The sequence below is a fragment of the Verrucomicrobiaceae bacterium genome (assembly GCA_016713035.1).
GTDB lineage: Bacteria > Verrucomicrobiota > Verrucomicrobiia > Verrucomicrobiales > Verrucomicrobiaceae > Prosthecobacter.
The window spans coordinates 358074-378019 of sequence record JADJPW010000002.1 but is presented as its reverse complement, the minus strand read 5'-3'; the positions used below and the strand labels follow the sequence as shown (position 1 = coordinate 378019).

Annotated in this window: 19 protein-coding genes, 1 tRNA gene and 2 pseudogenes; 8 read left to right on the top strand and 14 right to left on the bottom strand. The window is 60.2% G+C overall.

Going from position 1 to position 19946, the window contains the following annotated elements; genetic code table 11:
* Positions 1-15: 15 nt before the first annotated feature.
* Positions 16-558 carry a hypothetical protein gene (locus IPK32_08505; protein ID MBK8092009.1) on the bottom strand — a complete coding sequence of 181 codons (543 nt, stop codon included), beginning with the start codon at positions 556-558 and terminating at the stop codon, positions 16-18.
* Between the two features lie 94 nt (positions 559-652).
* On the opposite strand from IPK32_08505, the gene IPK32_08500 reads away from it, so the two are divergent.
* Positions 653-1375: an isoprenyl transferase gene (locus tag IPK32_08500; protein ID MBK8092008.1), complete on the top strand. Its 723-nt coding sequence runs from the start codon at positions 653-655 to the stop codon at positions 1373-1375.
* Positions 1376-1402: 27 nt separating this feature from the next.
* Here the strand turns inward: IPK32_08500 and IPK32_08495 are convergent.
* From IPK32_08495 to IPK32_08445, 11 genes and pseudogenes are all read right to left on the bottom strand, one after another.
* Positions 1403-3374, bottom strand: a pseudogene (locus IPK32_08495) (BatA domain-containing protein).
* Entirely contained in the window at positions 3371-3856 is a 486-nt protein-coding gene (locus IPK32_08490; GenBank protein ID MBK8092007.1) for a hypothetical protein, read from the bottom strand. The pseudogene IPK32_08495 and the gene IPK32_08490 overlap by 4 nt, the downstream one beginning before the upstream one ends.
* Positions 3857-4094: 238 nt before the next feature.
* Positions 4095-4415 carry a hypothetical protein gene (locus IPK32_08485; protein MBK8092006.1) on the bottom strand — a complete coding sequence of 107 codons (321 nt, stop codon included), beginning with the start codon at positions 4413-4415 and terminating at the stop codon, positions 4095-4097.
* Positions 4416-4740: 325 nt separating this feature from the next.
* Positions 4741-5040, bottom strand: a complete 300-nt coding sequence (locus IPK32_08480; GenBank protein ID MBK8092005.1) for a type II toxin-antitoxin system RelE/ParE family toxin — start codon at positions 5038-5040, stop codon at positions 4741-4743.
* A 6-nt stretch (positions 5041-5046) separates the two neighbouring features.
* Entirely contained in the window at positions 5047-5340 is a 294-nt protein-coding gene (locus tag IPK32_08475) for a hypothetical protein (GenBank protein ID MBK8092004.1), read from the bottom strand.
* On the bottom strand, positions 5337-5495 hold the full coding sequence (locus tag IPK32_08470; GenBank protein ID MBK8092003.1) for a hypothetical protein: 159 nt from the start codon (positions 5493-5495) through the stop codon (positions 5337-5339). Before IPK32_08470 ends, IPK32_08475 begins: the two co-directional genes overlap by 4 nt.
* Positions 5496-5780: 285 nt before the next feature.
* On the bottom strand, positions 5781-6683 hold the full coding sequence (locus IPK32_08465; protein MBK8092002.1) for a DUF58 domain-containing protein: 903 nt from the start codon (positions 6681-6683) through the stop codon (positions 5781-5783).
* On the bottom strand, positions 6676-7146 hold the full coding sequence (locus IPK32_08460; GenBank protein ID MBK8092001.1) for a four helix bundle protein: 471 nt from the start codon (positions 7144-7146) through the stop codon (positions 6676-6678). Before IPK32_08460 ends, IPK32_08465 begins: the two co-directional genes overlap by 8 nt.
* Positions 7147-7263: 117 nt before the next feature.
* Complete coding sequence (locus tag IPK32_08455) at positions 7264-8268, bottom strand: AAA family ATPase (GenBank protein MBK8092000.1); 1005 nt, start codon at positions 8266-8268, stop codon at positions 7264-7266.
* A gap of 62 nt (positions 8269-8330) precedes the next feature.
* Positions 8331-9323, bottom strand: coding sequence for a methionine synthase (locus IPK32_08450; protein ID MBK8091999.1), 993 nt, complete (start codon positions 9321-9323; stop codon positions 8331-8333).
* The gene (locus IPK32_08445; GenBank protein ID MBK8091998.1) at positions 9320-10285 is read right to left on the bottom strand and encodes an NTP transferase domain-containing protein; all 966 of its coding nucleotides are present in this window, start codon (positions 10283-10285) and stop codon (positions 9320-9322) included. The genes IPK32_08450 and IPK32_08445 overlap by 4 nt, the downstream gene beginning before the upstream one ends.
* Positions 10286-10425: 140 nt before the next feature.
* Here IPK32_08445 and IPK32_08440 point away from each other — a divergent pair.
* The 3 genes from IPK32_08440 (at position 10426) to IPK32_08430 (ending at position 12203) form a co-directional block, all read left to right on the top strand.
* A tRNA-Leu gene (locus IPK32_08440) sits at positions 10426-10510 on the top strand.
* Between the two features lie 72 nt (positions 10511-10582).
* On the top strand, positions 10583-11263 hold the full coding sequence (locus IPK32_08435) for a ubiquinone/menaquinone biosynthesis methyltransferase (protein MBK8091997.1): 681 nt from the start codon (positions 10583-10585) through the stop codon (positions 11261-11263).
* 61 nt (positions 11264-11324) lie between these two features.
* Positions 11325-12203: a hypothetical protein gene (locus IPK32_08430; GenBank protein MBK8091996.1), complete on the top strand. Its 879-nt coding sequence runs from the start codon at positions 11325-11327 to the stop codon at positions 12201-12203.
* 2 nt (positions 12204-12205) lie between these two features.
* Here IPK32_08430 and IPK32_08425 read toward each other — a convergent pair whose 3' ends face one another.
* Entirely contained in the window at positions 12206-13432 is a 1227-nt protein-coding gene (locus IPK32_08425) for a DEAD/DEAH box helicase (GenBank protein MBK8091995.1), read from the bottom strand.
* A 79-nt stretch (positions 13433-13511) separates the two neighbouring features.
* Here IPK32_08425 and IPK32_08420 point away from each other — a divergent pair, with 79 nt between their 5' ends.
* The 4 genes and pseudogenes from IPK32_08420 (at position 13512) to IPK32_08405 (ending at position 18766) form a co-directional block, all read left to right on the top strand.
* Complete coding sequence (locus tag IPK32_08420; GenBank protein MBK8091994.1) at positions 13512-14150, top strand: DUF1080 domain-containing protein; 639 nt, start codon at positions 13512-13514, stop codon at positions 14148-14150.
* Between the two features lie 2 nt (positions 14151-14152).
* Positions 14153-15277: a metallophosphoesterase gene (locus tag IPK32_08415; protein ID MBK8091993.1), complete on the top strand. Its 1125-nt coding sequence runs from the start codon at positions 14153-14155 to the stop codon at positions 15275-15277.
* 31 nt (positions 15278-15308) lie between these two features.
* Positions 15309-17924: pseudogene (locus tag IPK32_08410) on the top strand (DUF1553 domain-containing protein).
* Positions 17924-18766: an alpha/beta hydrolase gene (locus IPK32_08405; protein ID MBK8091992.1), complete on the top strand. Its 843-nt coding sequence runs from the start codon at positions 17924-17926 to the stop codon at positions 18764-18766. Before IPK32_08410 ends, IPK32_08405 begins: the two are co-directional and overlap by 1 nt.
* Here IPK32_08405 and IPK32_08400 read toward each other — a convergent pair.
* Positions 18763-19896 carry an efflux RND transporter periplasmic adaptor subunit gene (locus IPK32_08400; protein ID MBK8091991.1) on the bottom strand — a complete coding sequence of 378 codons (1134 nt, stop codon included), beginning with the start codon at positions 19894-19896 and terminating at the stop codon, positions 18763-18765. The genes IPK32_08405 and IPK32_08400 overlap by 4 nt on opposite strands.
* Positions 19897-19946: the final 50 nt, after the last annotated feature.

Here is a 19946-nt window from a genome sequence, read left to right as displayed (position 1 = left end):
TTTAATGTGGGGACACTAGGGCCAGCGCGTCTCGCTGCCTCCCTGCTCCGCTCGGTGCTCCATCCATACCCACAGGCCACCGCCCATCAGCGTCGTGAGAATGGCAAAGGCCGCTACCCATGGCCAAGGCGAAGGCTTCAAGTGCTCCGGCACGAAATCCTCGTCCACCTCCTGCACTGTCCCAGGCACCACACCCTGATCCACTGGACGGTCAGGCAATGAGTGCCACTGCATCTGCGACTGCGAGGCGGACTTTTGTGGTGCGGAAGGAGACTGTGGCTGGGGTGTGAACTCGGGGGCCGCTGGGGCGAACTGCTGCCGCGCCCACTCTGCCGCCTCGGGCGAAGGGGCCACCATGGGCTGCTCCTCAGGCGCAGCGGACACACGGCGGCGCTCCTGGCTCACCGCCGCGACATGGCCGTGGGTGATGAAGGCGGAGCGCGGAGCATGCCGGGCACAGTGTGGACAGCTCACCATACCAGCGGCGTTTTGCTGCTGGCAAAGAAAGGCCTGCCCGCAGGCAGGACATTGGACACTGGCGACGATTCCCTGGCTCATGGCTGTTGATGTGCCAAACATAACCCATGAACGAGTCTTCGTGCGAGTCGAAACTGGCTAATTCCTGCGCCCACGCTATTTTTCACCCCTTCACATGAGCCGTACGCACGCCGAAGAACTCAAAATCCCCCGCCACATCGCCATGATCATGGATGGCAATGGTCGCTGGGCAAAAAAACGCGACCTCCCACGCACGGAGGGCCACCGCGTCGGTGCCCAGGTCGTGCGCAAGGTCACAGAGGCCTGCGGCGAGCTCGGCGTGGAGTTCCTCACCCTCTACGCCTTTTCCTCAGAGAACTGGAAGCGCCCAAAACGTGAAGTGGATGCCCTCATGAAGCTCTTGGTGCTTTTTTTGAGCACCGAGCTGCCCGTCATGCTGGAGCAAAACATCCGCCTCCAGGCCATCGGTCGCCTGCATGCGCTGCCGCAGTTTTGCCAGGATGAGCTGCACCGCTGCATCTCTGCCACAGCGCAGAATACCGGCCTCACGCTCATCCTCGCCCTCAGCTACGGCGGCCGGGAAGAGATCGTCGATGGCGTGAAGAGCCTCATAGAGTCCGTGGAGAAAGGCCACCTCGATAAGGCCATGATCGACACCGAGGTCTTTTCCAAGCATCTCTACACCCGCTATTACCCTGACCCCGATCTCATGATCCGCACCAGCGGTGAGATGCGCCTCTCGAACTTCCTCCTCTGGCAGCTCAGTTACACGGAATTCGTCATCACGGAAAAACTCTGGCCCGATTTCGATAAAGAAGCCCTCATGGATGCCATCCGCATCTACAACAACCGCGAGCGCCGCTTCGGTGGCGTGTGATTGGGGCCTCCAATCGCCACTTTTCGGCTAAACCGTGCGAGCTGTCACCTCGCGTTTCGGCGGCATGCACAGCAGTGCTTCGCCCAGCAGCGCAATCGCCATCAAAAACAGGAACGTCCGCCAAACCTCACTCGCCAGGCTCTTTTCGTCCTCCACGCGGTCTTCGATGATTTGGTGATCCAAACCGGCAAAAAGCTCACTGAGAGCCGTTTTGCCGAGAAAATCGGGCAAATCCTCACGGAGCGGGCGATTCAGCGCCACGAGCTTTTCGCCACTTTCGGCGATTCCAGCCCGCAGAGGCAGTTCGGTGCTCAAAACAGCCTCACCGCGTCTTTTCCACTCGCCAGCGCCGAGCGCATTCACACCCGCTTCACGCTGCTGCGCTTTCCCAAGCCCCCGCGAGCCATCATTGAGCGCCCGGTGCAGCATCGCAAACATCACCACGCCATCGCGTGCTAGAGTGGATACTCCAGAGCCGGGCAGCGTGCCGAGGAACCAGACTTGGTTTTCACCCGTCGTGTCCGCACGCATCAGCAGCGGCTGATTTTCACCGAGACGGGCCAGCGGCGTGCCTTCACCGAGGATTTCACAGCGGCGCTGCACTTCGAGGTCGCCGAGCGGCAGCGCGGTGCCGCTGCGTGTGTTCGCGAGCAGGCCCGCGTCGTTGCGCCACCAGCTCACGGTGGCTGGTTTGCTTTCGCCGCTCCATGCGCCCCAATGCAGCCCCGCGAAGGCATTCGTGTTCGGAGAATCGGGAGGTAAAAACAGCACGCAGCGAGCATTCGCGAAATTGCTTGGTAATGAGGTCACCCTCCTTCGGCAGCGGCGCATGCCAGACAATCAGTGCCGTATCGTCCCACGCGATCTCCGCAGCTCGCGACGGCGGTAAAACGGTGCAGGCATACTTCCGCGTGGGATCGGCGGCGGCTTCGAGCGCGGCTTGCAGCGGCGTGAAGGTGGCTTCGTCCTCGCTGACGATCACACTGCGCAGCACTGGCGGCTCGGCGAAGACGAAGTGGAAGACGTTGTCGCTCGGTGAGGCATCGGCGGGCAGTTCGACGCGTCCGTGGCCCTGCTTCATCGTTTTGGCGATGGGGATGGCGTGCGCCTGCAAAACGAGCTGCGAGTCCTTCATCTCCGCTTTGAAAGTCGTGCTCACATCCCCCACGACGAAGCGCAGCGGCAGTTCGAGCGGCTCCTTGGCCGAATCCGGCCGCGTGACACGCACATCGAGCAGCAACTCGGCCTTTTCCGCCGTTTCGCGTCGCGTGACCCGCTCGACGCTGATGCTCAAATTCTGCTCCACAGGCTGCGCATACGTCAGCAGATGAAAACGCACGCCTTTGAGGCTGGCGAAGCCGCTGCGCAGCGCCTGCCAGCGTCCGCCACCGGCATCCCAATCGCTTTGGCGCAGATCACTGAGCACCCACACATCCGTGCGGCCCGTTTGGTTCTTCGAGATGTAATCCAGCGCACTTTGCAGCAGCCCCGGCACATCCGCGCTCGTGTCCGTGGGGCCGGTAATCGGCAAATCGGTGAGCGACTCCGGCTTTTCGAGCGCCTGCGGCTGGAGATGCGCATTCTCGATCAGCACCAGTTTGGACCGAGTGCCCACCGTGTCCCGCAGCGCCTGCGAGAGCTTCGCGAGACCTGCGCTGCGCTTGCTGCTGCCCGTGGCGAGGTTTTGCTGCTCCATGCTCGCCGAGCGGTCCAGCAGCACGATCACCGTGTCCGGCACACCGCCCGTCAGCCCGAGCAAACCGCCCGCCATCGGCCGCGTGATGACAAACAAGATCGCCGCCACCGCCAGCACGCGAAACGCCAGGATCAAAACCTGCCGCAGCCGCGACAGCCCCTTGTTCATCCGCTGCGCCATCCTCAGAAACATCATCGCTGCCCACTTCACCTGCCGCCGCCGATACAGGTGGATCAAATGAATAACCACCGGCAACGCCGCGAGCGGCAGGGCGAGAAGCAGCGCTGGGACGAGGAAGGTCATGGGAAGTCGATGTGCTGGCCACTTGGCAGTGTCCTTTTTTGTTCCACCTTATTTGCAGCCTCAAGTGCCTCCTGCATTTCACGGGCATGGCGAGGTGCCTGAGTGATTTGCCAAGCAGAAAATAGGGCCAAAGGAACGCAAAAGACCAGCATGCCTATTTGGAATGTGTTTTCTCCGCCAAACAGCATCTCCCAAAAGCCGTCAAAACCCATATATAAGACCAAGGCTAGAGTTACTTCGCCCGAATCAGCATATAGATTTCGGCGCTTGATTCGCAGCCAAGCGTAGAAAGTCACGACAACCGTCATGAAGATCGCTTCACTGAGCCATTTCGTGGAAAACGAGCCACTAATCGAGAATGCCCACCAATACATGAGAAGAGTCATGCTTGAGAGGAGAATAAAGATCGCGAAATCCCGTGGCTGCATGAAGCTGTAGTGCGGCTGCTGTTTCCGGGCTGGTGGAAGAAGTTTTTTGAGCATCACCAGCCTCCTTTCTCACGCGCCAGCGTCGTGGAGTGCGGTGGCAGAGGGGCAAGGCGCAAGCCTTTTGCCCCGACGACACCGCTATCGCTGGCTGATGGTGTTTTCGACGACCTAGATTCGCTCGACAGCGGCGTCGCCGATGCCAGGAGGCCCCGGCATCTCTGCCACCGCACTCCACGACGCTGCCGCGATAGGCGGAGCGGCAGGGCGAGAAGCAGCGCTGGGACGAGGAAGGTCATGTGTTCGATTCTTCCTTTTGGGCCAGTTCGGTTTTGAGCCGACTTAATTTGCCTTCCAATTCCCAAATGGTTGATTTCAAATTTTTAACTTCATCCACAAGGCCGTTAGCCCAGCCCGCCAAGGTCATCAGAGTTGTTAGCGAAAAAATACCTACCATCACAAACTGCACGGTAATGAAATCATTATCGGGTTCACTACTTGCAGCGCTGCGCACAGCCCCCCAGATTGAGAGCAATACAGGTAGAATTGTAAGCAGGATTGTCAGATACGGAAACTTCAAACTCGGAGCTTTAGCATTCATCAATTTTTTGATCATAGCAGCAGGAAAGGTTGAGTTAAGAGCATGATAGTGAGATTCACGAAAGCGGTGCCGTCAGTGTCGCATTTTAATAGAATGGGAATCATCCATCTTCGAATCGAAGTGGTGGAGTGCGGTGGCAAAGGGGCAAGGCGCAAGCCTTTTGCCCCGACGACACCGCTGCCGCTGGCTGATGGTGATTTCGACGACCTAGAGACGCTCGACAGCGGCGTCGCCGATGCCGGGAGGCCCCGGCATCTCTGCCGCCGCACTCCACGACGCTGGCGCGTGATGCGAAGCGCCATGAGGATGTTTGTTTCTGTGAGGTGTAGATGCATGATGCTCAGGGTTTCGGAAACTCGATTTGCCTGATGTCACGCGCGGAATGCAGCACGCGCAGGAGCAGGATGCCATCCTTCGTTTGGCGGAAGTAGAAGCAGTAGTTGCCAAATGGATGACTGCGACATCCGATTGCAAGCTCGGGCCGTGGGCGTCCGTAGCCGCGATGGTTGGCCAGATGCATCCATTTCTCCTCAAAACGGCTCAAGAGCTTGTCTGCCTGTAACACACTGTCACGAGCCACATAGTCCCAAATCTCTTTGAGATCAGCCTGGGCATCGAGCGTGAGATCAACTCGTGACATGCAGAATCAGGCTTTGGCGGACGTGGCATGCTCGCGGTGACGTTCTTCGAGGAAAGCACCCATTTTGAAGTCTCGAATGATTTCTCCGCACTCGGCTTGGGCCACGGCGTGCTGGATGTCGGCACGCAGGGAAGTGAGCTTCGCCTGCTCCTCGGCGGTGAGCGGAGACTCCGTTTGCTCCTTCAAAGTGGCGACAAAGCTGACGAAGAACTCGTTCGCGTCATGGAATCCGCCCGTGCGCACGCTTTGCTGCACAAACTGGCCGAGTTCGTCGGGGAGTTGGATGGCGACTTGGGTCATGGGGTGAGTGTATGAGGTGTGGGAGGACTTGTCAGCGGCAAATTCATGGCCGCCCACTTCACCTGCCGCCGACGATATAGATGGATCAAATGACTGACCACCGGCAACGCCGCGAGTGGCAGGGCGAGAAGCAGCGCTGGGACGAGGAAGGTCATGGGTGTAGTGAATCGCCCCCCCTTCGAGTTCTTGCCGACGCATAGCTTCCAGCTTTTTAATGTTCCGACTTATACGCCAGAACCAAACTGCGAAGGCAAGGCGGAACAACAATGAAAACATGTGCCACCCCAAGTCGTGCTTTTCAAGCGCCTCACGAAAGAGCGAGAGCATATCCAAACCGACCACGAAAAAGAGAAACCACCAAAGATTGCGAAGGCCCCATTGGTGAAGGCGCTGAATGACTCTCTCTAGGCGCTCAATACCTCTTTCCACGAGTTCACTCATCACCGTCCCCCTTTCTTCTGCACGCGGCTGAGGAGGAACTTCACGAGCACATCGTCGTATTTTTCGTGCAGCTTCACGCGGTGGTAGTCGATGGCGGTGGTGCGGATGAGGTCGTCGATTTCGTGCATGTATTGCTTCACGGCTTCGCGGTAGTTTCGACGGATGAGGCTCGGATCGGCGAGCAGGGCTTCGCCGCCTTCGAGGTCGATGAAGCGGGCGGGGCGGTCGAAATCGAAGTCGAGTTCCTTCTGATCGAGCAGGTGGAAGACGGCGACGTCGTGCTTGCGGAAGCGCAGATGCTGGATGGCCGTTTTGAGCTCGGTGGGAGGGACGAAAAGATCGCTAAAAATGACGACGAGGGCTCGCTGGCGGATTTTTTCGGCGGCGTCGTGCAGGGCAGTGAGCAGCGTGGTATCGCCGACGGGCTGGATGGAGCCCATTTGGTCCAAAACGAGGCCGAGATGGCTCGCGCCGCGTTTGGCGGGGATTTCGACGGGTTTTTCCGCGAGCGACCAAAGGCCGACGGCATCGCCCTGTTGCGCGGCGAGGTAGCCGAGCGTTCCGGCGAGTTTTTTGGCGTAGTCGAAGCGTGTGGCTCCAGCGGGGCCGAAGCTCATGCTGCCGCTGGTGTCGATGAGCAGGCAGAGGCGGAGATTGGTGTCGGCTTCGAATTCTTTGATGTAGAAACGGTCGCTGCGGCCCCAGGTGCGCCAGTCGAGGCGGCGGGTGTCGTCGCCGGGGACGTATTTGCGGTATTGAGCGAATTCGAGCGAGGAGCCGCGAACAGGACTGCGGTGCTTGCCGGACACGCTGCCGAGCATGGCTTGGCGGGCGTTGAGGGGAAGGGCCATGAGGCGCGATAATACCGCAGGCTCTAAAAAGGATCGTGAGTTCTCAGCCATGTTGGTAACCTCCCAGTTTCGTCCTCGTCCTCGTCCTCGTCCTCCTACTCGAACTCGTCCTCGATTCTGCAGCTCTCGAAACACCCGAGACATCGTCAAATCGGTCCACCAGCTTCGTCAGCATGCTCACGATGCGCAGAAGCATCGCTTTTCCTTCATCGACTCGTTTCGCTGAACAAGCTCGTTTCGCGACGAGTGCATCCAGACAGGCCGCGCATTCGGTAGCGGAGCCTCGGGCATCGTCGAAAAACCGGGCGCGAAGCTGGCTGACACGTTTGCCGTTTCCCTCGGCGGTGTTGAGAAGGGCGGAAAGACTGGCGCGGTCGAGTTGATCGAGAGTTTCGGCGAGGCGAGCGCCTTTGATGTCGCGAAGTTCTTCAAAGAGTTCCGTAAGCCACGCGATGACAGAGAGCTCGAGTTGGTAAACATCGAGCTTTTCGCGGTCGAAGAGGGCGGTGGGCATGGCGAGGGAGGATCGAGGATGGGGAAGGAGGCGAGTGATCGGCGGGGTTTTGTGGTGAGTTGGAGCGGAAGGATCGAAGACGAGTTCGAGTAGGAGGACGAGGACGAACGGAAGCGACTACGCCTTCGCCAGTTCCTCAACGAGCCTCTTCGCCACATCACGGCTCGTCACACCATCACTCTCAGCCGTGAACGTCGTCATCACGCGATGCCTCAGCACAGGCTCCGCGACTTCCATCACGTCTTCGAGTCGCACCATGTAGCTGCCATTCAGCGCAGCTCGCGCTTTGGCACCGAGGATCAAATACTGCACGGCACGAGGTCCAGCTCCCCAACTCACGAGTGGTTTGAGCCATGCGGGAGCTTCACTGCTGGCGGGACGGGTCTTTCTGGCGAGATCGACGGCGAATTCATAGATGTGATCGGGCACAGGGACGCGACGGACGAGATCCTGGAAGGCTAAAACTTTCGCACCATCCATGATGTGCTCGAGTTTGGGCAAGGTTTGGCCGGTGGTGCTTTTGGCGATGGCGATTTCTTCATCGCGGCTGGGGTAATCGACGCCGATCATGAACATGAAACGGTCGAGCTGAGCCTCGGGGAGCGGATAGGTGCCTTCTTGCTCGATGGGGTTTTGCGTGGCGAGGACGAAGAAGGGGCTGTCGAGCGTGTAGGTGCGGCCAGCGACGGTGACTTTGTGTTCCTGCATGGCTTCGAGCATGGCGGCCTGCGTTTTGGCGGGGGCGCGGTTGATTTCATCGGCGAGGACGATGTTTGCGAAGACGGGGCCTTTGGCGAACTCGAAGGCGCGTTTGCCGCCGGGCAGTTCCTGCAAGATGTCGGTGCCGGTGATGTCCATGGGCATCAAATCGGGCGTGAACTGGATGCGGCTGAAGCTGAGGCTCATCGTCTCTGCGAGGCGGGAGATGAGCAGCGTTTTGGCGAGACCGGGGACGCCCATGAGGAGGGCGTGACCACGGGCAAAGAGGCAGATGGCGAGCTGTTCGACGACCTTGTCCTGGCCGACGATGATTTTTTTCAGCTCGGTGCTGAGTTTCACATACACTTGGCGAAGCTCGTCAATGGCGGCGACGTCGTCTTGAGGGAGGACAGGGTGGGACATGCCGGTAAGGCACCAGAAAACCGGAGCGATGACAAGCGCGGCGTTGAAAAAGATGCGTCTTTTCAGCGGCCGAGGTAGCGGTCGCGGCCTCGGGCGAGGGCTTCGATCTTGCGGTCGGCGATGCTGCGTTTGAGCATCCAGAAGCCACAATCAGGGTGAATGAAGGCGATTCGGGCCGTTCCGAGCTTGTTTTGGGCCGTTTCGATGCGGCGGGCGATTTCGTCGGCGGTTTCGATGTGGTTCACTTTGATGTCCACGACGCCGAGTCCGATGCCTATGCGCGGATCGAGGCCGCGGAGGGCATCGAGGTCACTTTCTGGCCGGTGGGCCATTTCGAGCACGAGATGGTCTGCGCGGAGATGATTCAAAAAGGTGATCAAGGCGGCCCATTCGCCTTTTTGGATGGTTTGGCCGCCGTAGTTGCCAAAGCAGAAGTGGACGGCTTTTTGGCCTCTGACGGCATCGAGCACGCGATTGATGCCTGCGGCGGCGATAGGGGCATCCGCAGGATTTCCGGGGATGTTTGCCTCATCGATCTGGACGCAGTCGCAGTCGAGATGGGCAGCCTGGGCAGCGAGTGCATCTGCGAGGGCCATGTTGAGCGCCTGGAAGTCGTGATAATGCTCATCCAGCAGGGTTCGGGCGAGCATGTAGGGGCTGGTGAGGGTGAATTTGAAGGCTCCTCCGGCGACTTTTTTCGCACGGAGGCAGTCTTCTGGCAGATTGAGCACTCCTTCGGTGATGGGGCCGCGCACGATGGCGGCGGGGCGGCTGCGAAAGGCCATTTCGTGCTTTGCGCGGAAGGCAGCGGTGTCTGCACGGCTCACGCGTGCGTCGATGCCACCGAGCTTGTGGACGAAGTACTCGATCATGCCGTTGGTATCGGGATGATTGACATCGAAGCGGTAGAGCTCGCCATCGGTGGGGAGGTCGATGCCGGCCTGGCGCTGAGTATCAAAGATGACGCGGGTGGCGTCGATGAGGGCCTGCTCACTCGGCAGCGCTGGGAGCCAGTCTGGGACAGGATAGGAGCCGACGGTGGTGGTCTGGATCATTTTGAGGAATCGAGTTTTTGAGATCGCGTGGGAGTAAACGGATCAAAGTCGATGTCTTCAAAATGACCTGCTGCGGCGATGCCGGTGCGGACGATGCAGCGTGCGAGGCGTGCACCAGCCACGACGCGTGCGCCGGGCCAGAGGATGCAGTCTTCGAGCTGCACACCACTTTCCACGATGGCTCCTGGGCCGATGACATTGGTGCGGCGGAGGATGGCGTCTGGGGCGACGTGGGCCTCTGGATGAATGGCGGGGCCGTGCATGCCATTGAGAGCGGAGTGGGCAGATAGGTACTGGGTGCGGCTGCCCAGATCCCACCAGTCGCCCTCATCGAGCACGACGGCACCGACTTTGACACCCTGGCGGATCATTTCCAGGAAGATGGGGATGACGGACTCGACCTTCCCCGGCGTGATCCAGTCATGGATGGCGGGTGAGCAGGCGTAGATGCCGGTGAAGAGGTGAGTGCCCTCGTCGCCGGTCTCGAGCTTGTTGCGGATGTCGGTGACGCGGCGGCCAGCGGCGTCGTAACCGATGTGGAGCGCGGGCCCGTGACTGCGCAGGGCGAGGGTGACGATGTTTCCACTTTCAGCATGCTCCCGGAGGAGCGGCTCTAGGGGCAGGCTGGTGAGGATGTCGCCATTATAGACGAGGAAAGGCTGCTCCTGGAGCAGATCGCGCACGTTGGCGATGCCGCCGGCGGTTTCCAGCCGAACGGGGCTCTCGTGACGGAGGGCGATGGGCATGCCACGGTAGCTGTGATCTGGGAAAGCGCTGTCGTAGGCTGCGGCGAGGTGGTGGGTATTCACGACGAGGCGCTGCACGCCTGCGGCGTGGAGGTGATCGAACGCGTAGGTGATGAGCGGACGGTGAAAGACGGGGATGAGCGGCTTCGGGAGCTGCTCCGTGAGGGGGCGCAGTCGCTCACCGATGCCCGCACCGAGTACGAAGGCCTGGGTCATGAGAGCGCGGCTTTACTGCCGCTGCCCGGTGGATGCAAGAAGAGGACTCATGGCCGCACCGCGCAGAAGAAAGACGAATTTCGGGCTTGAGAAATGGATGCAGCGAACCAGACTCCGCGCCCGGTCAACCCGACTCCCTTGCTCACGTGGCGGAATTGGTAGACGCGCTAGATTCAGGTTCTAGTGAGTAACATCGTGAAGGTTCGAGTCCTTTCGTGAGCACCATCCCGGGCTGTATCGCAGCCCGGGTCGGGATGGGGAGATGGCAGAGCCCGGTTTCTTTTTTCTCCCCCCACCATGCAGGACGCCGGATTTGTCAGAGAGGCCTTCGCGGGCATCGCCAGTCGTTATGTGCTGGCAAATCATGTGCTGAGCCTCGGCATCGACTGCCTGTGGCGGCGTGTGGTGGCGCGGCGTATCGCGCAACTGGCTCCTAGCCGAGTCCTCGATCTCGCTACCGGCAGTGGTGATCTGGCGCAGGCGGTGCAGCGTGCCTGCCCGCAGGCGCAGGTGCTGGGAGCGGATTTTTCCGTGCCGATGATGCGTGAGGCACAAAAGCGCTCGCTCCAGCGCCTGATCGCGGCGGATGGGATGCGGCTGCCTTTTCAGGATGGTGCCTTTGATGTGCTGACGGTGGGTTTTGGCCTGAGGAACATGGCTTCCTGGCCGGGGGCACTGCAGGAGATGAGCCGCGTGCTGCGGCCTGGCGGGAGGCTCTTTGTGCTGGATTTCTCCATCCCGCGTATGCCGGGCATCCGGCAGCTATATTTGTTCTATCTGAAGCATGTGATGACTCGTGTGGCAGGCTGGATCACGGGCAAGCGGGAGGCGTATGTGTATCTCTGCGGCAGTATTGAGCGCTTTCCCTCCGGTGCGGAGATGGAGGCGCTGATCTGTGAAAATGGCTTTCGCTCGGCCTCCACGCGGGCGCTGAGTCTGGGCATCGCCTCGCTGTATGAAGCCCAAAAGGCGGCGTGAGGCTCCGTGGGGGCTCTTTTGTTGGTATTTGGTCTCTGCGACAAAAAGTGATCATTGATTCGTGTCGCGTGGTCTTTTACTCTCGGTCGTTTTTAGCACGAATTTCATCTATGGAGCCCACCAACTTACAGCAGATCCTTTATGTGGCCGCGCTGGCGGTTTTGGATTTGGCTGCCGCACCTTTGATAGCCGTCTCATCGTCAAGATCGGCTCCATCGCCCTGATGGGGGCTCTGTATCTGGCGGGGTATTTCCTCACGGAGGGACAGCATGCTGGCGGCATCTTGTTCATCGGTGGCTGGCTGCTGCTGCCGTGGATGGAGATCATGTTCCGCGTGCGCAGACTGCGCTTTCCGATGAAAAACACGGTCTCGCACCGCTTTCCGCCCTCGCGTGAGATTTTCCCGGATCTCAATGAGCTCTCGCGTGAGGCAGAAGCAGCAGATTTCGTCCAAGTGGGTGACACAGGATGGATGTGGAGTGAGACGGACCACTTCATGCGCCTCTTTTACCATGAGGAGAGCCGCACGCAGGCTAGTGTGGCGCTGGCGCGGCAGGGTGAGATGGGCTTTTCGTATGTGAGCCTCACTTCCCGTGCGAAGAGCGGCACTGTCTATACCACGTCAAATTACCCCTTTCCCGCTGTGATGAAGCATGCGCCGCGGCATCTCATGAACCGCTATGAGTCTGCGCAGTCCTTTGATGACTTACTCGGTGAGCACCTGGAGTTCCTAGCAGCTCTGGCGGTGGAGACAGAGGACCTCGCTCCGCAGGATACGGAGTTCCTCCACGCCTACATCCAGCGTGACATGAATGTGCAGGTCGATCACAACCTGACCGAGGGCCTGATCGTCAAAGCAGGTGAAACTGAGTTCCGCTACTCCTGGCGCGGCTGTTTTTACCTCTACTGGCAGGTGCTCAAAGACATGGTGCGGGTGTAATCTCAGCCCCCGCGTGCAGCTCGCTCCCTGAGCTTGTCCTTTTTGCTTTTGCGCCGGCCTTTGATGCCACCGGTGCCGGGAGGTGGAGGCGGCTGATCCTGGGGCTCGAAGCCCGGCACATGCTCCCGCACCAAGTTCAGGCGGTGGCGCTTTTCGATCAGGCAAAAATGCGCGTGCGACTCTGCTGTGATGAAACTCACCGCCAGTCCACCCTCCCCCGCGCGGCCTGTGCGGCCAATGCGGTGCGTGTAGTCCACGGCGGAGCGTGGCAGGTCGTAATTCACCACCACAGGCAGCAGCGCGATGTCCAACCCGCGCCCTGCGAGATCTGTCGCCACCAGCACCTGAATCTGTGAGCCCTTGAAGTCCGCCAGCGCCTGCATGCGTGCGCCTTGGCTGAGATCACCATGAAAGGCTAGGGCGCTGATGCCGCCACGGCGCAGCTTATCGGCCACGTGCTCGGCGCTGTATTGTTTTGCGACAAAGACGAGCACTCGCTTCCAGCCCTCTGTCTGGATCAAATGCCGCAGCAACGGTGTGCGCAGCGCGGTATCCACCTCGATGGCTCGCTGCTCGATGATGGGCTCCTGCGTGCTCGGCCCCTCGATCTCGATCCGCTCGGGTGCATGCAGCAGATCATCCGCTAGGGCCTGGATCGCCTTGGGGAAAGTAGCGGAGAAGAGCAAATTCTGCCGATTCTTTGGCAGCAGCGCCAGCACGCGGCGCAGCTCTTTTGCAAAGCCCAGATCGAGCATGCGATCTGCCTCATCGAGCACCAGCGTGGCCACTTGTGCGAGATGCAGTGCATTTTGATCGATGAGATCGAGCAATCTCCCCGGCGTCGCCACCACAAAGTCCGCTCCACCGCGCAGCGCCATCATCTGCGGATTGATCGACACACCGCCATAGACACCGACGACCCGCAGCGCCTCTGGCAGCTGCACCGCGCAGCGCCGCACCGTCTCAGTGACCTGCGCCGCTAGCTCACGCGTGGGCACCAGGATCAGCACCTGCACACGGCGCGGCCGCTCCACCCGCGTGCCCAGCCAGCGCTGCACCAGCGGCAGCACATAGGCCAGCGTCTTTCCAGAGCCCGTCTGTGCCGTGGCCAGCAGGTCGCCACCACGCAGGATCACCGGGATGGCGGCGGACTGCACAGGAGTGGGTGCGGGATGCTGCTGGACAGCACGGAGGAGCGGCGCGGAGAGGCCGAGGGATGAAAAAGGCATGAGGCAGCTCCCATAGCCGCGTTCCTGGCGGCATAAAACTTGGAATCTACGCCTCCTGCTTCACGTTTGCATGCATCCCATGAAACTCACTGCCCTCTTCTCACTCCTCTCCACGCTCGCCCTCGCCGCAGATCATCCAGACACCACGGGCTGGAAAGACCTCTTCGCCACCGATCTGTCCAACAGCGTCGCTCCCGGCGGCTGGGGCTTCACGAGTGGCGAGCTCGTCGCCAAAGACCACGACACTCTGTGGACGAAGGAGTCGTATGGCGACTTCATCCTCGATCTGGAATTCAAAGTGGCCAAGGAATCCAACAGCGGCGTCTTCCTCCGCTCCGGCAACATCAAAGATGTGCTCTCCGCCCTCGAAATACAGGTCCACGACAGCGCTGACGGCAGCAAATACGGCATGGTCGCTGCCATTTATGATGCCATCCCGCCTAGCAAGAGTGCCGCGAAGCCCGTGGGCGAATGGAATCACTACACCATCACCTGCAAAGGCCCCCAAGTCACCGTGGTCTTCAATGGCCAGACCGTCATCGACGCGAATCTGGATAACTGGCCCGAGATCGGCAAAAACCCAGATGGCACACCGAACAAGTTCAAGAAAGCGCTCAAAGACTTCGCCCGCAGTGGCCCCATCGGCCTCCAGGGCCTCCATGGCAAAGCGCAGGCACCCGTGTGGTATCGGAATCTGAAGATCAAAGTGCTCGAATAGACATGATTCGGGCGCTGCTCCTGCTTTTCACCTCCACGGCCTTCACCGCGCCCATCCAGCGCATCTGGCTCACCCACGCGACGAGCGATCCCTCCAAGATCGTCCTCAATTGGGAAACAGATGCGCCGGCGGACTCCATCGTGGAATTCGGCACCAGCGCAGCGCTCGATCAGCGAGTCGCTGCGGCAGAGAAAGTCACGCTGCACCACGTCGAGATACCGCTAGGGCAGCGGGACGTGCTGTATCACTACCGCGTGCGTAGTGGTGATGAAGCCTCTCCCATCTACACCTTCAAAGGCTACCCGAGCAAAGATCTCCGCATCGCCATCGTCGGTGATTGGGGCTTTGCCATGGGCAAAGACGTGAGCGCCATCGTCCAAGACGATGTGCATCTGCTCGTCACCTGCGGCGATAATGTCGCCAGCCTGCATGAAAAGGGCAAAGAAGGCACAAGGGCCTTCAGCGCCCTCATCGATGCACATCGTGAGCTCTTCCGCAGCACACCCTGCATGCCCATCCTGGGCAATCACGACCGCGAGATCACCCCTCGTGGCCCGCAGCCACCTCCTCAGCCCGTCTATGACGTCGCGGCCACTGCCTATCGTGATTTCTTCGCTCTACCTGGTGAGGAGTGGCATTGGCACTTCGATCTCCCCGGTTTCGATTTGCGCCTCATCGCGCTCGATTTGAATCACATCCAGGATTTCGGCAGCACCTGGCAGACTTGCCATGCCTGGCAGGCAGATGCGCCGCAGTACAAGTGGTATGCCCAGACCATGGCCACGACGACGAGCGGATTCGTGCTCACACTCATGAATGAAAAGCAGACGCAGCTACAAGGCCTCACCAAAGGTGCCTGGCACGCGCATTTCCGCCGCAGCAGCGCTCTGATCACCGGCTTTGGCTACTTTGCAGACCGTGCCGTGCTCACAGGTAGCCTGCCGTATTTCAATACCTGCCTCAAAGGCGATGGTGACCTCTACAAAGACCCGCAGTCACAGTTTCACGCCCGCGAGGACAATTACCTCCTGCTCACACTCACAGCCGGTGCTCCCACCATGAAACTGCAATTCAAAAACCTGCGTGGTGCCGTACTCGACGCGACGGACATACCACGGCGAAAGTAACCGACTTACGCCGTATAAGTGAGTGCTACTCATGCTCCGCGCAGCCTTCATCGCCCTCCTCGCCACGCCTGCACTCGCCGTCGAAGTCGGTGAGCACTGGGCCTTTCAGCCACTGCGCGGTGATCTGCCGCAGCCATGCTCCATCGACACCTTCATCCACGCCAAGCTGAAGGAAAAAGGCCTCTCCCCTGCCCCGCGTGACGATGCACGCACACTCATCCGCAGGCTTCACTTTGACCTCACTGGCCTGCCGCCTGCGCCTTCAGAGAGTGCGGAGATGTCAGACGCAGCTTATGAGCAGCTCGTCGATCAGCTCCTGGCCAGCCCGCGTTATGGCGAGCGCTGGGCACGCCACTGGCTGGACCTCGTCCACTACGGCGAAACGCATGGCTATGACAAAGACAAGCCACGCATGAACGCCTGGCCCTACCGCGACTACGTCATTCGGGCACTCAATGGCGACAAGCCTTTCACACGCTTCATCGAGGAGCAAATCGCTGGCGATGTGCTCTATCCTGGCACCACCGATGGCGTCACCGCACTCGGCTTCATCGCGGCGGGGCCGTGGGACTACATCGGCCATGCTGAGGTGCCTGAATCCAAGATCGACGGCAAGATCGCTCGCCACCTCGATCGCGATGACATGGTGCAAAACGCCATCGGCACCTTTTGCAGCCTCACCGTGCAGTGTGCCCAGTGCCATGATCACAAATTTGATCCCATCAGCCAAGAGGACTACTACTCACTCCAGGCCGTCTTTGCCGCCATCGACCGCACAGAGGTCGATTATTATCCCGATGACGCCTCGATGCAGAAATTTGCCACGCTTCAGAAACAGAAGAGGCAGCTCATCGACGAAATCGCCGCACTAGAGGCACCTTTGAAGCAAAAAGCCGGCGCAGCCTACTCCGCCCTCAGCAAGCGCATCGACGGCGCAGCCGAGAAAAGTGCCAATCCGAACGCTAAACCCGACTACGGCTACCACAGCGCCATTTCACCGACGCAGGATGCGGTGAAGTGGGTCCAGCTCGATCTCGGCAGGAGCGTGCAGGTCGAGCGCATCGTGCTCAAGCCCTGCTACGATGACTTCGGCGGCATCGGGGGAGGATTCGGCTTCCCGCTGCGCTTTAAAATCGAAGTCAGCGATGATCCCACCTTCAAAACCGGCGTCTCCCTCGTCTGGCGCAAGCATGACGCCACTTTCATGAACGATTTCGCCAATCCAGGCCTGAAGCCCTTTGAAAGCGGCACCGCAGGCGATGACGGCGTCACCGGCCGCTTCGTCCGCGTCACGGCCGTAAAGCTCGCGCCACGCAGAGGAGACTACATCTTCGCCCTGGCCGAAATGGAGGTCTATGACAGCAAAACGGGCCCCAACCTCGCCGCGAATCGTCCCGTGACCGCCCTCGACAGCATCGAGGCCGCGCCACGCTGGCGCAGGGCTAATCTCACCGACGGCATCGCCCCTGAAAGCCGCAGTGAGGAGGATAAACAATAACTCATCCGCCAGCGAGACGCTCTCATGCTCGCTCAAGCCGATGAAGCGACCCAAAAGAAACTCCGCGCAGCACGCCAGCAGCGTGATGCCCTGCCACAACTACCCGCACCGCAAAAAGTCTATGCCGGAGCCATTCACTACGGCAGCGGCTCCTTCAAAGGCACGCACGGCACGCCACGCATCATCCAGGTGCTCAAACGCGGCGATATGAAGCAGCCCGCGCAAGAAGTCAGTCCCGGCAGCATCACGGCGCTCAATCAGCTCTTTGGCCTGCGCTACCAGCCCACCAGCGATCATGAATCCGCCCGCCGCGCCGCTTTGGCCAAGTGGATCACCGACCGCAACAACGCCCTCACCTGGCGCAGCATCGTCAATCGCGTGTGGCAGCATCATTTTGGCCGTGGCCTAGTGGAAACGGCGAACGACTTTGGCCTCATGGGGAGTGAGCCGAGCCACCCTGAGCTACTCGACTGGCTAGCGCGGTGGTTCCGTGACGAGGCGAAGGGCTCACTCAAAGCGCTGCACAAGCTCATCGTGATGTCCGAGACTTACCGCCAAAAGTCTGGCGCATCCGCCCTCGCCGCACGGTTAGACGCCTCCAATCAATTTCTCTCCCACCAAAACCGCCGCAAGCTCGATGCCGAGTCCATCCGCGACTCGATCCTCGCCGTCAGTGGCAAACTGGACCTCACGATGGGCGGAGCGAGCTTCCAGGACTTCATCATCGACAAGCCGCAGCACTCCCCGCACTACGAGTACCATCTGCACGATCCAGAAGATCCGAAAAGCCACCGCCGTAGCATCTACCGCTTCATCGTGCGCAGTCAGCAGCAGCCCTTCATGACCGTGCTGGACTGCGCAGACCCATCCATGCGTGTGGACCGCCGGAACGAGTCCCTCAGCCCACTCCAGGCTCTCGCGATGATGAACAATGGCCTCACCGTGAGCATGGCGCGGCACTTCGCCTCCCGCGTGAGTAAGGAGGCCCCGGACCTCGGAGCACAAACGCGGCATGCCTTCGTCCTCGCCCTCTCGCGTGAGCCGAAAAAGGACGAGCTCGCAGCTCTCATCACCTACGCACAGCGTGAAGGCCTGGAGAACACCTGCCGTGTAATTTTGAATCTGAACGAGTTCAGCTTTGTTGACTGATGAAAGCCCTCCTTTGCCTCTTTTTGCTCGCTCTCACTGCCTATGCGGACACGCAGACAGATCTCGAATACGCCGTCGTCGATGGGCACTCCCTGCGGCTCGATCTACATCGCCCACAGGCAGAAAAAGCACCGCTCATCGTCTATGTGCATGGCGGAGCCTGGCGTGCGGGCTCGAAGAGTGATGTCCCCATCGCGGCGCTACTCCAGCACGGCTACGCCATCGCCAGTGTGGACTACCGCCTCTCCACACAGGCACGCTTCCCCGCGCAGATCCATGACATCAAGGCCGCCATCCGCTTCCTGCGGGCGAAATCGGCCTCCCTGGGCATCCAGACGGAAAAAATCGCCATCATCGGCTCCAGCGCAGGTGGGCACCTCGCCGCGCTCACGGGTGTCAGCAATGGCCACACCGTCCTAGAGGGCCGCATCGGCACACATCTCGATCAAAGCAGCGATGTGGCCTGCATCGTCAGTTTTTACGGCGCATCGAATTTGCAGTCCATCCTGGCTCAGAGCACGCCATTCGGCCTCAGTGTGCGCATCCCCGCGCTGAAGCTGCTCCTGGGCGATGTGCCAGAGAAAACGCCCGCTCTGGCCCAGCTCGCTAGTCCCGTGGCCCATCTCGATCGTGGTGATCCGCCGCTGCTGCTGCTCCACGGTGATGCAGATCCGCAGATGCCGCCGGCACAGTCCACGGAGCTCGCCCGTGCCTACGAGGCAAAATCACTCCGTGTCACCCACATCACGCTCCCAGGCTCCAAGCACGGTGGCGCAGAGTTTTATGACGACGAGCACATGAAATCCGTCGCTGACTTCCTGCGCAGGTATCTGCGAGATTAGTTCCTCGGCGCGGCCATCTCTTCAGGATTAAAGGCCTTCACCGGCCCTGTGAACTCGCCTTTGACCGTCACGCTCATGCCATCCTGGAGACCGACGAGCCCATCCGCTACGACGAGTTGATTCTCCGTGATGCCACGGAGGATTTCGATGAAGCCGGGCTTCCTACGTCCCGTCTGCACCGCCACGCGCTTTGCTTTTTCACCATCAACGACGAAGACGAAGGCCTTTTCCCCCACGGGCACGAGAGAGCGCTCTGGGACCGATAGCGAGACGCGTGGCTCCACGCTCAATATCGCCGTGACGAGCATCCCAGGCTTCAGCACGAGCCCCTCATTCGGCACCTCCGCCCGCGCGGCCACGGCTCGCGTCACCGGATCGATACGGGAGTCGAGCTGCGTGAGTTTCCCTTTGAAAGGCTTGTCATGCGCTAACTCGACGCGTGCCAGGATGGGGGTGCCCGCTTTGATCATGCCTAGATACGTCTCTGGCACCTGGAAGTCGATCTTCACCACGTCGATCTTATCGAGCGATACGATCACCGAGCCGGGAGATACCAGCGCCCCCACGCTGATGCGCCGCAGCCCCAGCCAGCCATCAAACGGAGCCACGATGTGACGATCCGCTAGCCGCGCCTCGGCCTCGCGGATGTTTTGCTTGGCCACATCAGCCAGAGTACGGCGCTCCTCCAGCCGCGCCTCTGGTGCGGCACCATCTTTGACCAGACTCTGGAGGCGTGTGATCTCACGCTCGTGCTCCGTGAGTTGGGATTTCGCGGCAGAGAGCGCGGCCTGCTCCTCTGCGGCACTGAGCTCGACGAGCAGGGTGCCTTTTTTCACCTGCTGACCGTCCTCAAAGTGCAGCGCAGTGACCGTCTCCGTGACGTTCGAGCTGAGCTCGATGGACTCATCTGCCTGCACCGTGCCCACCGCGATGAGATCGAGTGCGTAGCTCTCGCGAGTCACCTTGGCCGTGGTGATGTTCTGCGCCCCTTTGGCTTTCGCGGCGGCCTTGGGAGCCTCTGCGGCGATTTTTTGCTGCTGGAAAAAATACCACCCACCAGCACCCACCGCGCCAGAGATGATCAGAAAAACAAGGGAGCGCAACCACAGCGCAGGAGAGGAATCAGACATGAGTAAGGGATGAAAACGGGCATTGCCGCAGGAACTTCCACGCAGCAACT

Bases quoted from the DNA above. Each gene is read 5' to 3' on its own strand.
- IPK32_08505 (MBK8092009.1), bottom strand. From the start codon at position 558: ATGAGCCAGGGAATCGTCGCCAGTGTCCAATGTCCTGCCTGCGGGCAG.
- IPK32_08500 (MBK8092008.1), top strand. From the start codon at position 653: ATGAGCCGTACGCACGCCGAAGAACTCAAAATCCCCCGCCACATCGCC.
- IPK32_08490 (MBK8092007.1), bottom strand. From the start codon at position 3,856: ATGCTCAAAAAACTTCTTCCACCAGCCCGGAAACAGCAGCCGCACTAC.
- IPK32_08485 (MBK8092006.1), bottom strand. From the start codon at position 4,415: ATGATCAAAAAATTGATGAATGCTAAAGCTCCGAGTTTGAAGTTTCCG.
- IPK32_08480 (MBK8092005.1), bottom strand. From the start codon at position 5,040: ATGTCACGAGTTGATCTCACGCTCGATGCCCAGGCTGATCTCAAAGAG.
- IPK32_08475 (MBK8092004.1), bottom strand. From the start codon at position 5,340: ATGACCCAAGTCGCCATCCAACTCCCCGACGAACTCGGCCAGTTTGTG.
- IPK32_08470 (MBK8092003.1), bottom strand. From the start codon at position 5,495: ATGACCTTCCTCGTCCCAGCGCTGCTTCTCGCCCTGCCACTCGCGGCG.
- IPK32_08465 (MBK8092002.1), bottom strand. From the start codon at position 6,683: ATGGCTGAGAACTCACGATCCTTTTTAGAGCCTGCGGTATTATCGCGC.
- IPK32_08460 (MBK8092001.1), bottom strand. From the start codon at position 7,146: ATGCCCACCGCCCTCTTCGACCGCGAAAAGCTCGATGTTTACCAACTC.
- IPK32_08455 (MBK8092000.1), bottom strand. From the start codon at position 8,268: ATGTCCCACCCTGTCCTCCCTCAAGACGACGTCGCCGCCATTGACGAG.
- IPK32_08450 (MBK8091999.1), bottom strand. From the start codon at position 9,323: ATGATCCAGACCACCACCGTCGGCTCCTATCCTGTCCCAGACTGGCTC.
- IPK32_08445 (MBK8091998.1), bottom strand. From the start codon at position 10,285: ATGACCCAGGCCTTCGTACTCGGTGCGGGCATCGGTGAGCGACTGCGC.
- IPK32_08435 (MBK8091997.1), top strand. From the start codon at position 10,583: ATGCAGGACGCCGGATTTGTCAGAGAGGCCTTCGCGGGCATCGCCAGT.
- IPK32_08425 (MBK8091995.1), bottom strand. From the start codon at position 13,432: ATGCCTTTTTCATCCCTCGGCCTCTCCGCGCCGCTCCTCCGTGCTGTC.
- IPK32_08420 (MBK8091994.1), top strand. From the start codon at position 13,512: ATGAAACTCACTGCCCTCTTCTCACTCCTCTCCACGCTCGCCCTCGCC.
- IPK32_08415 (MBK8091993.1), top strand. From the start codon at position 14,153: ATGATTCGGGCGCTGCTCCTGCTTTTCACCTCCACGGCCTTCACCGCG.
- IPK32_08405 (MBK8091992.1), top strand. From the start codon at position 17,924: ATGAAAGCCCTCCTTTGCCTCTTTTTGCTCGCTCTCACTGCCTATGCG.
- IPK32_08400 (MBK8091991.1), bottom strand. From the start codon at position 19,896: ATGTCTGATTCCTCTCCTGCGCTGTGGTTGCGCTCCCTTGTTTTTCTG.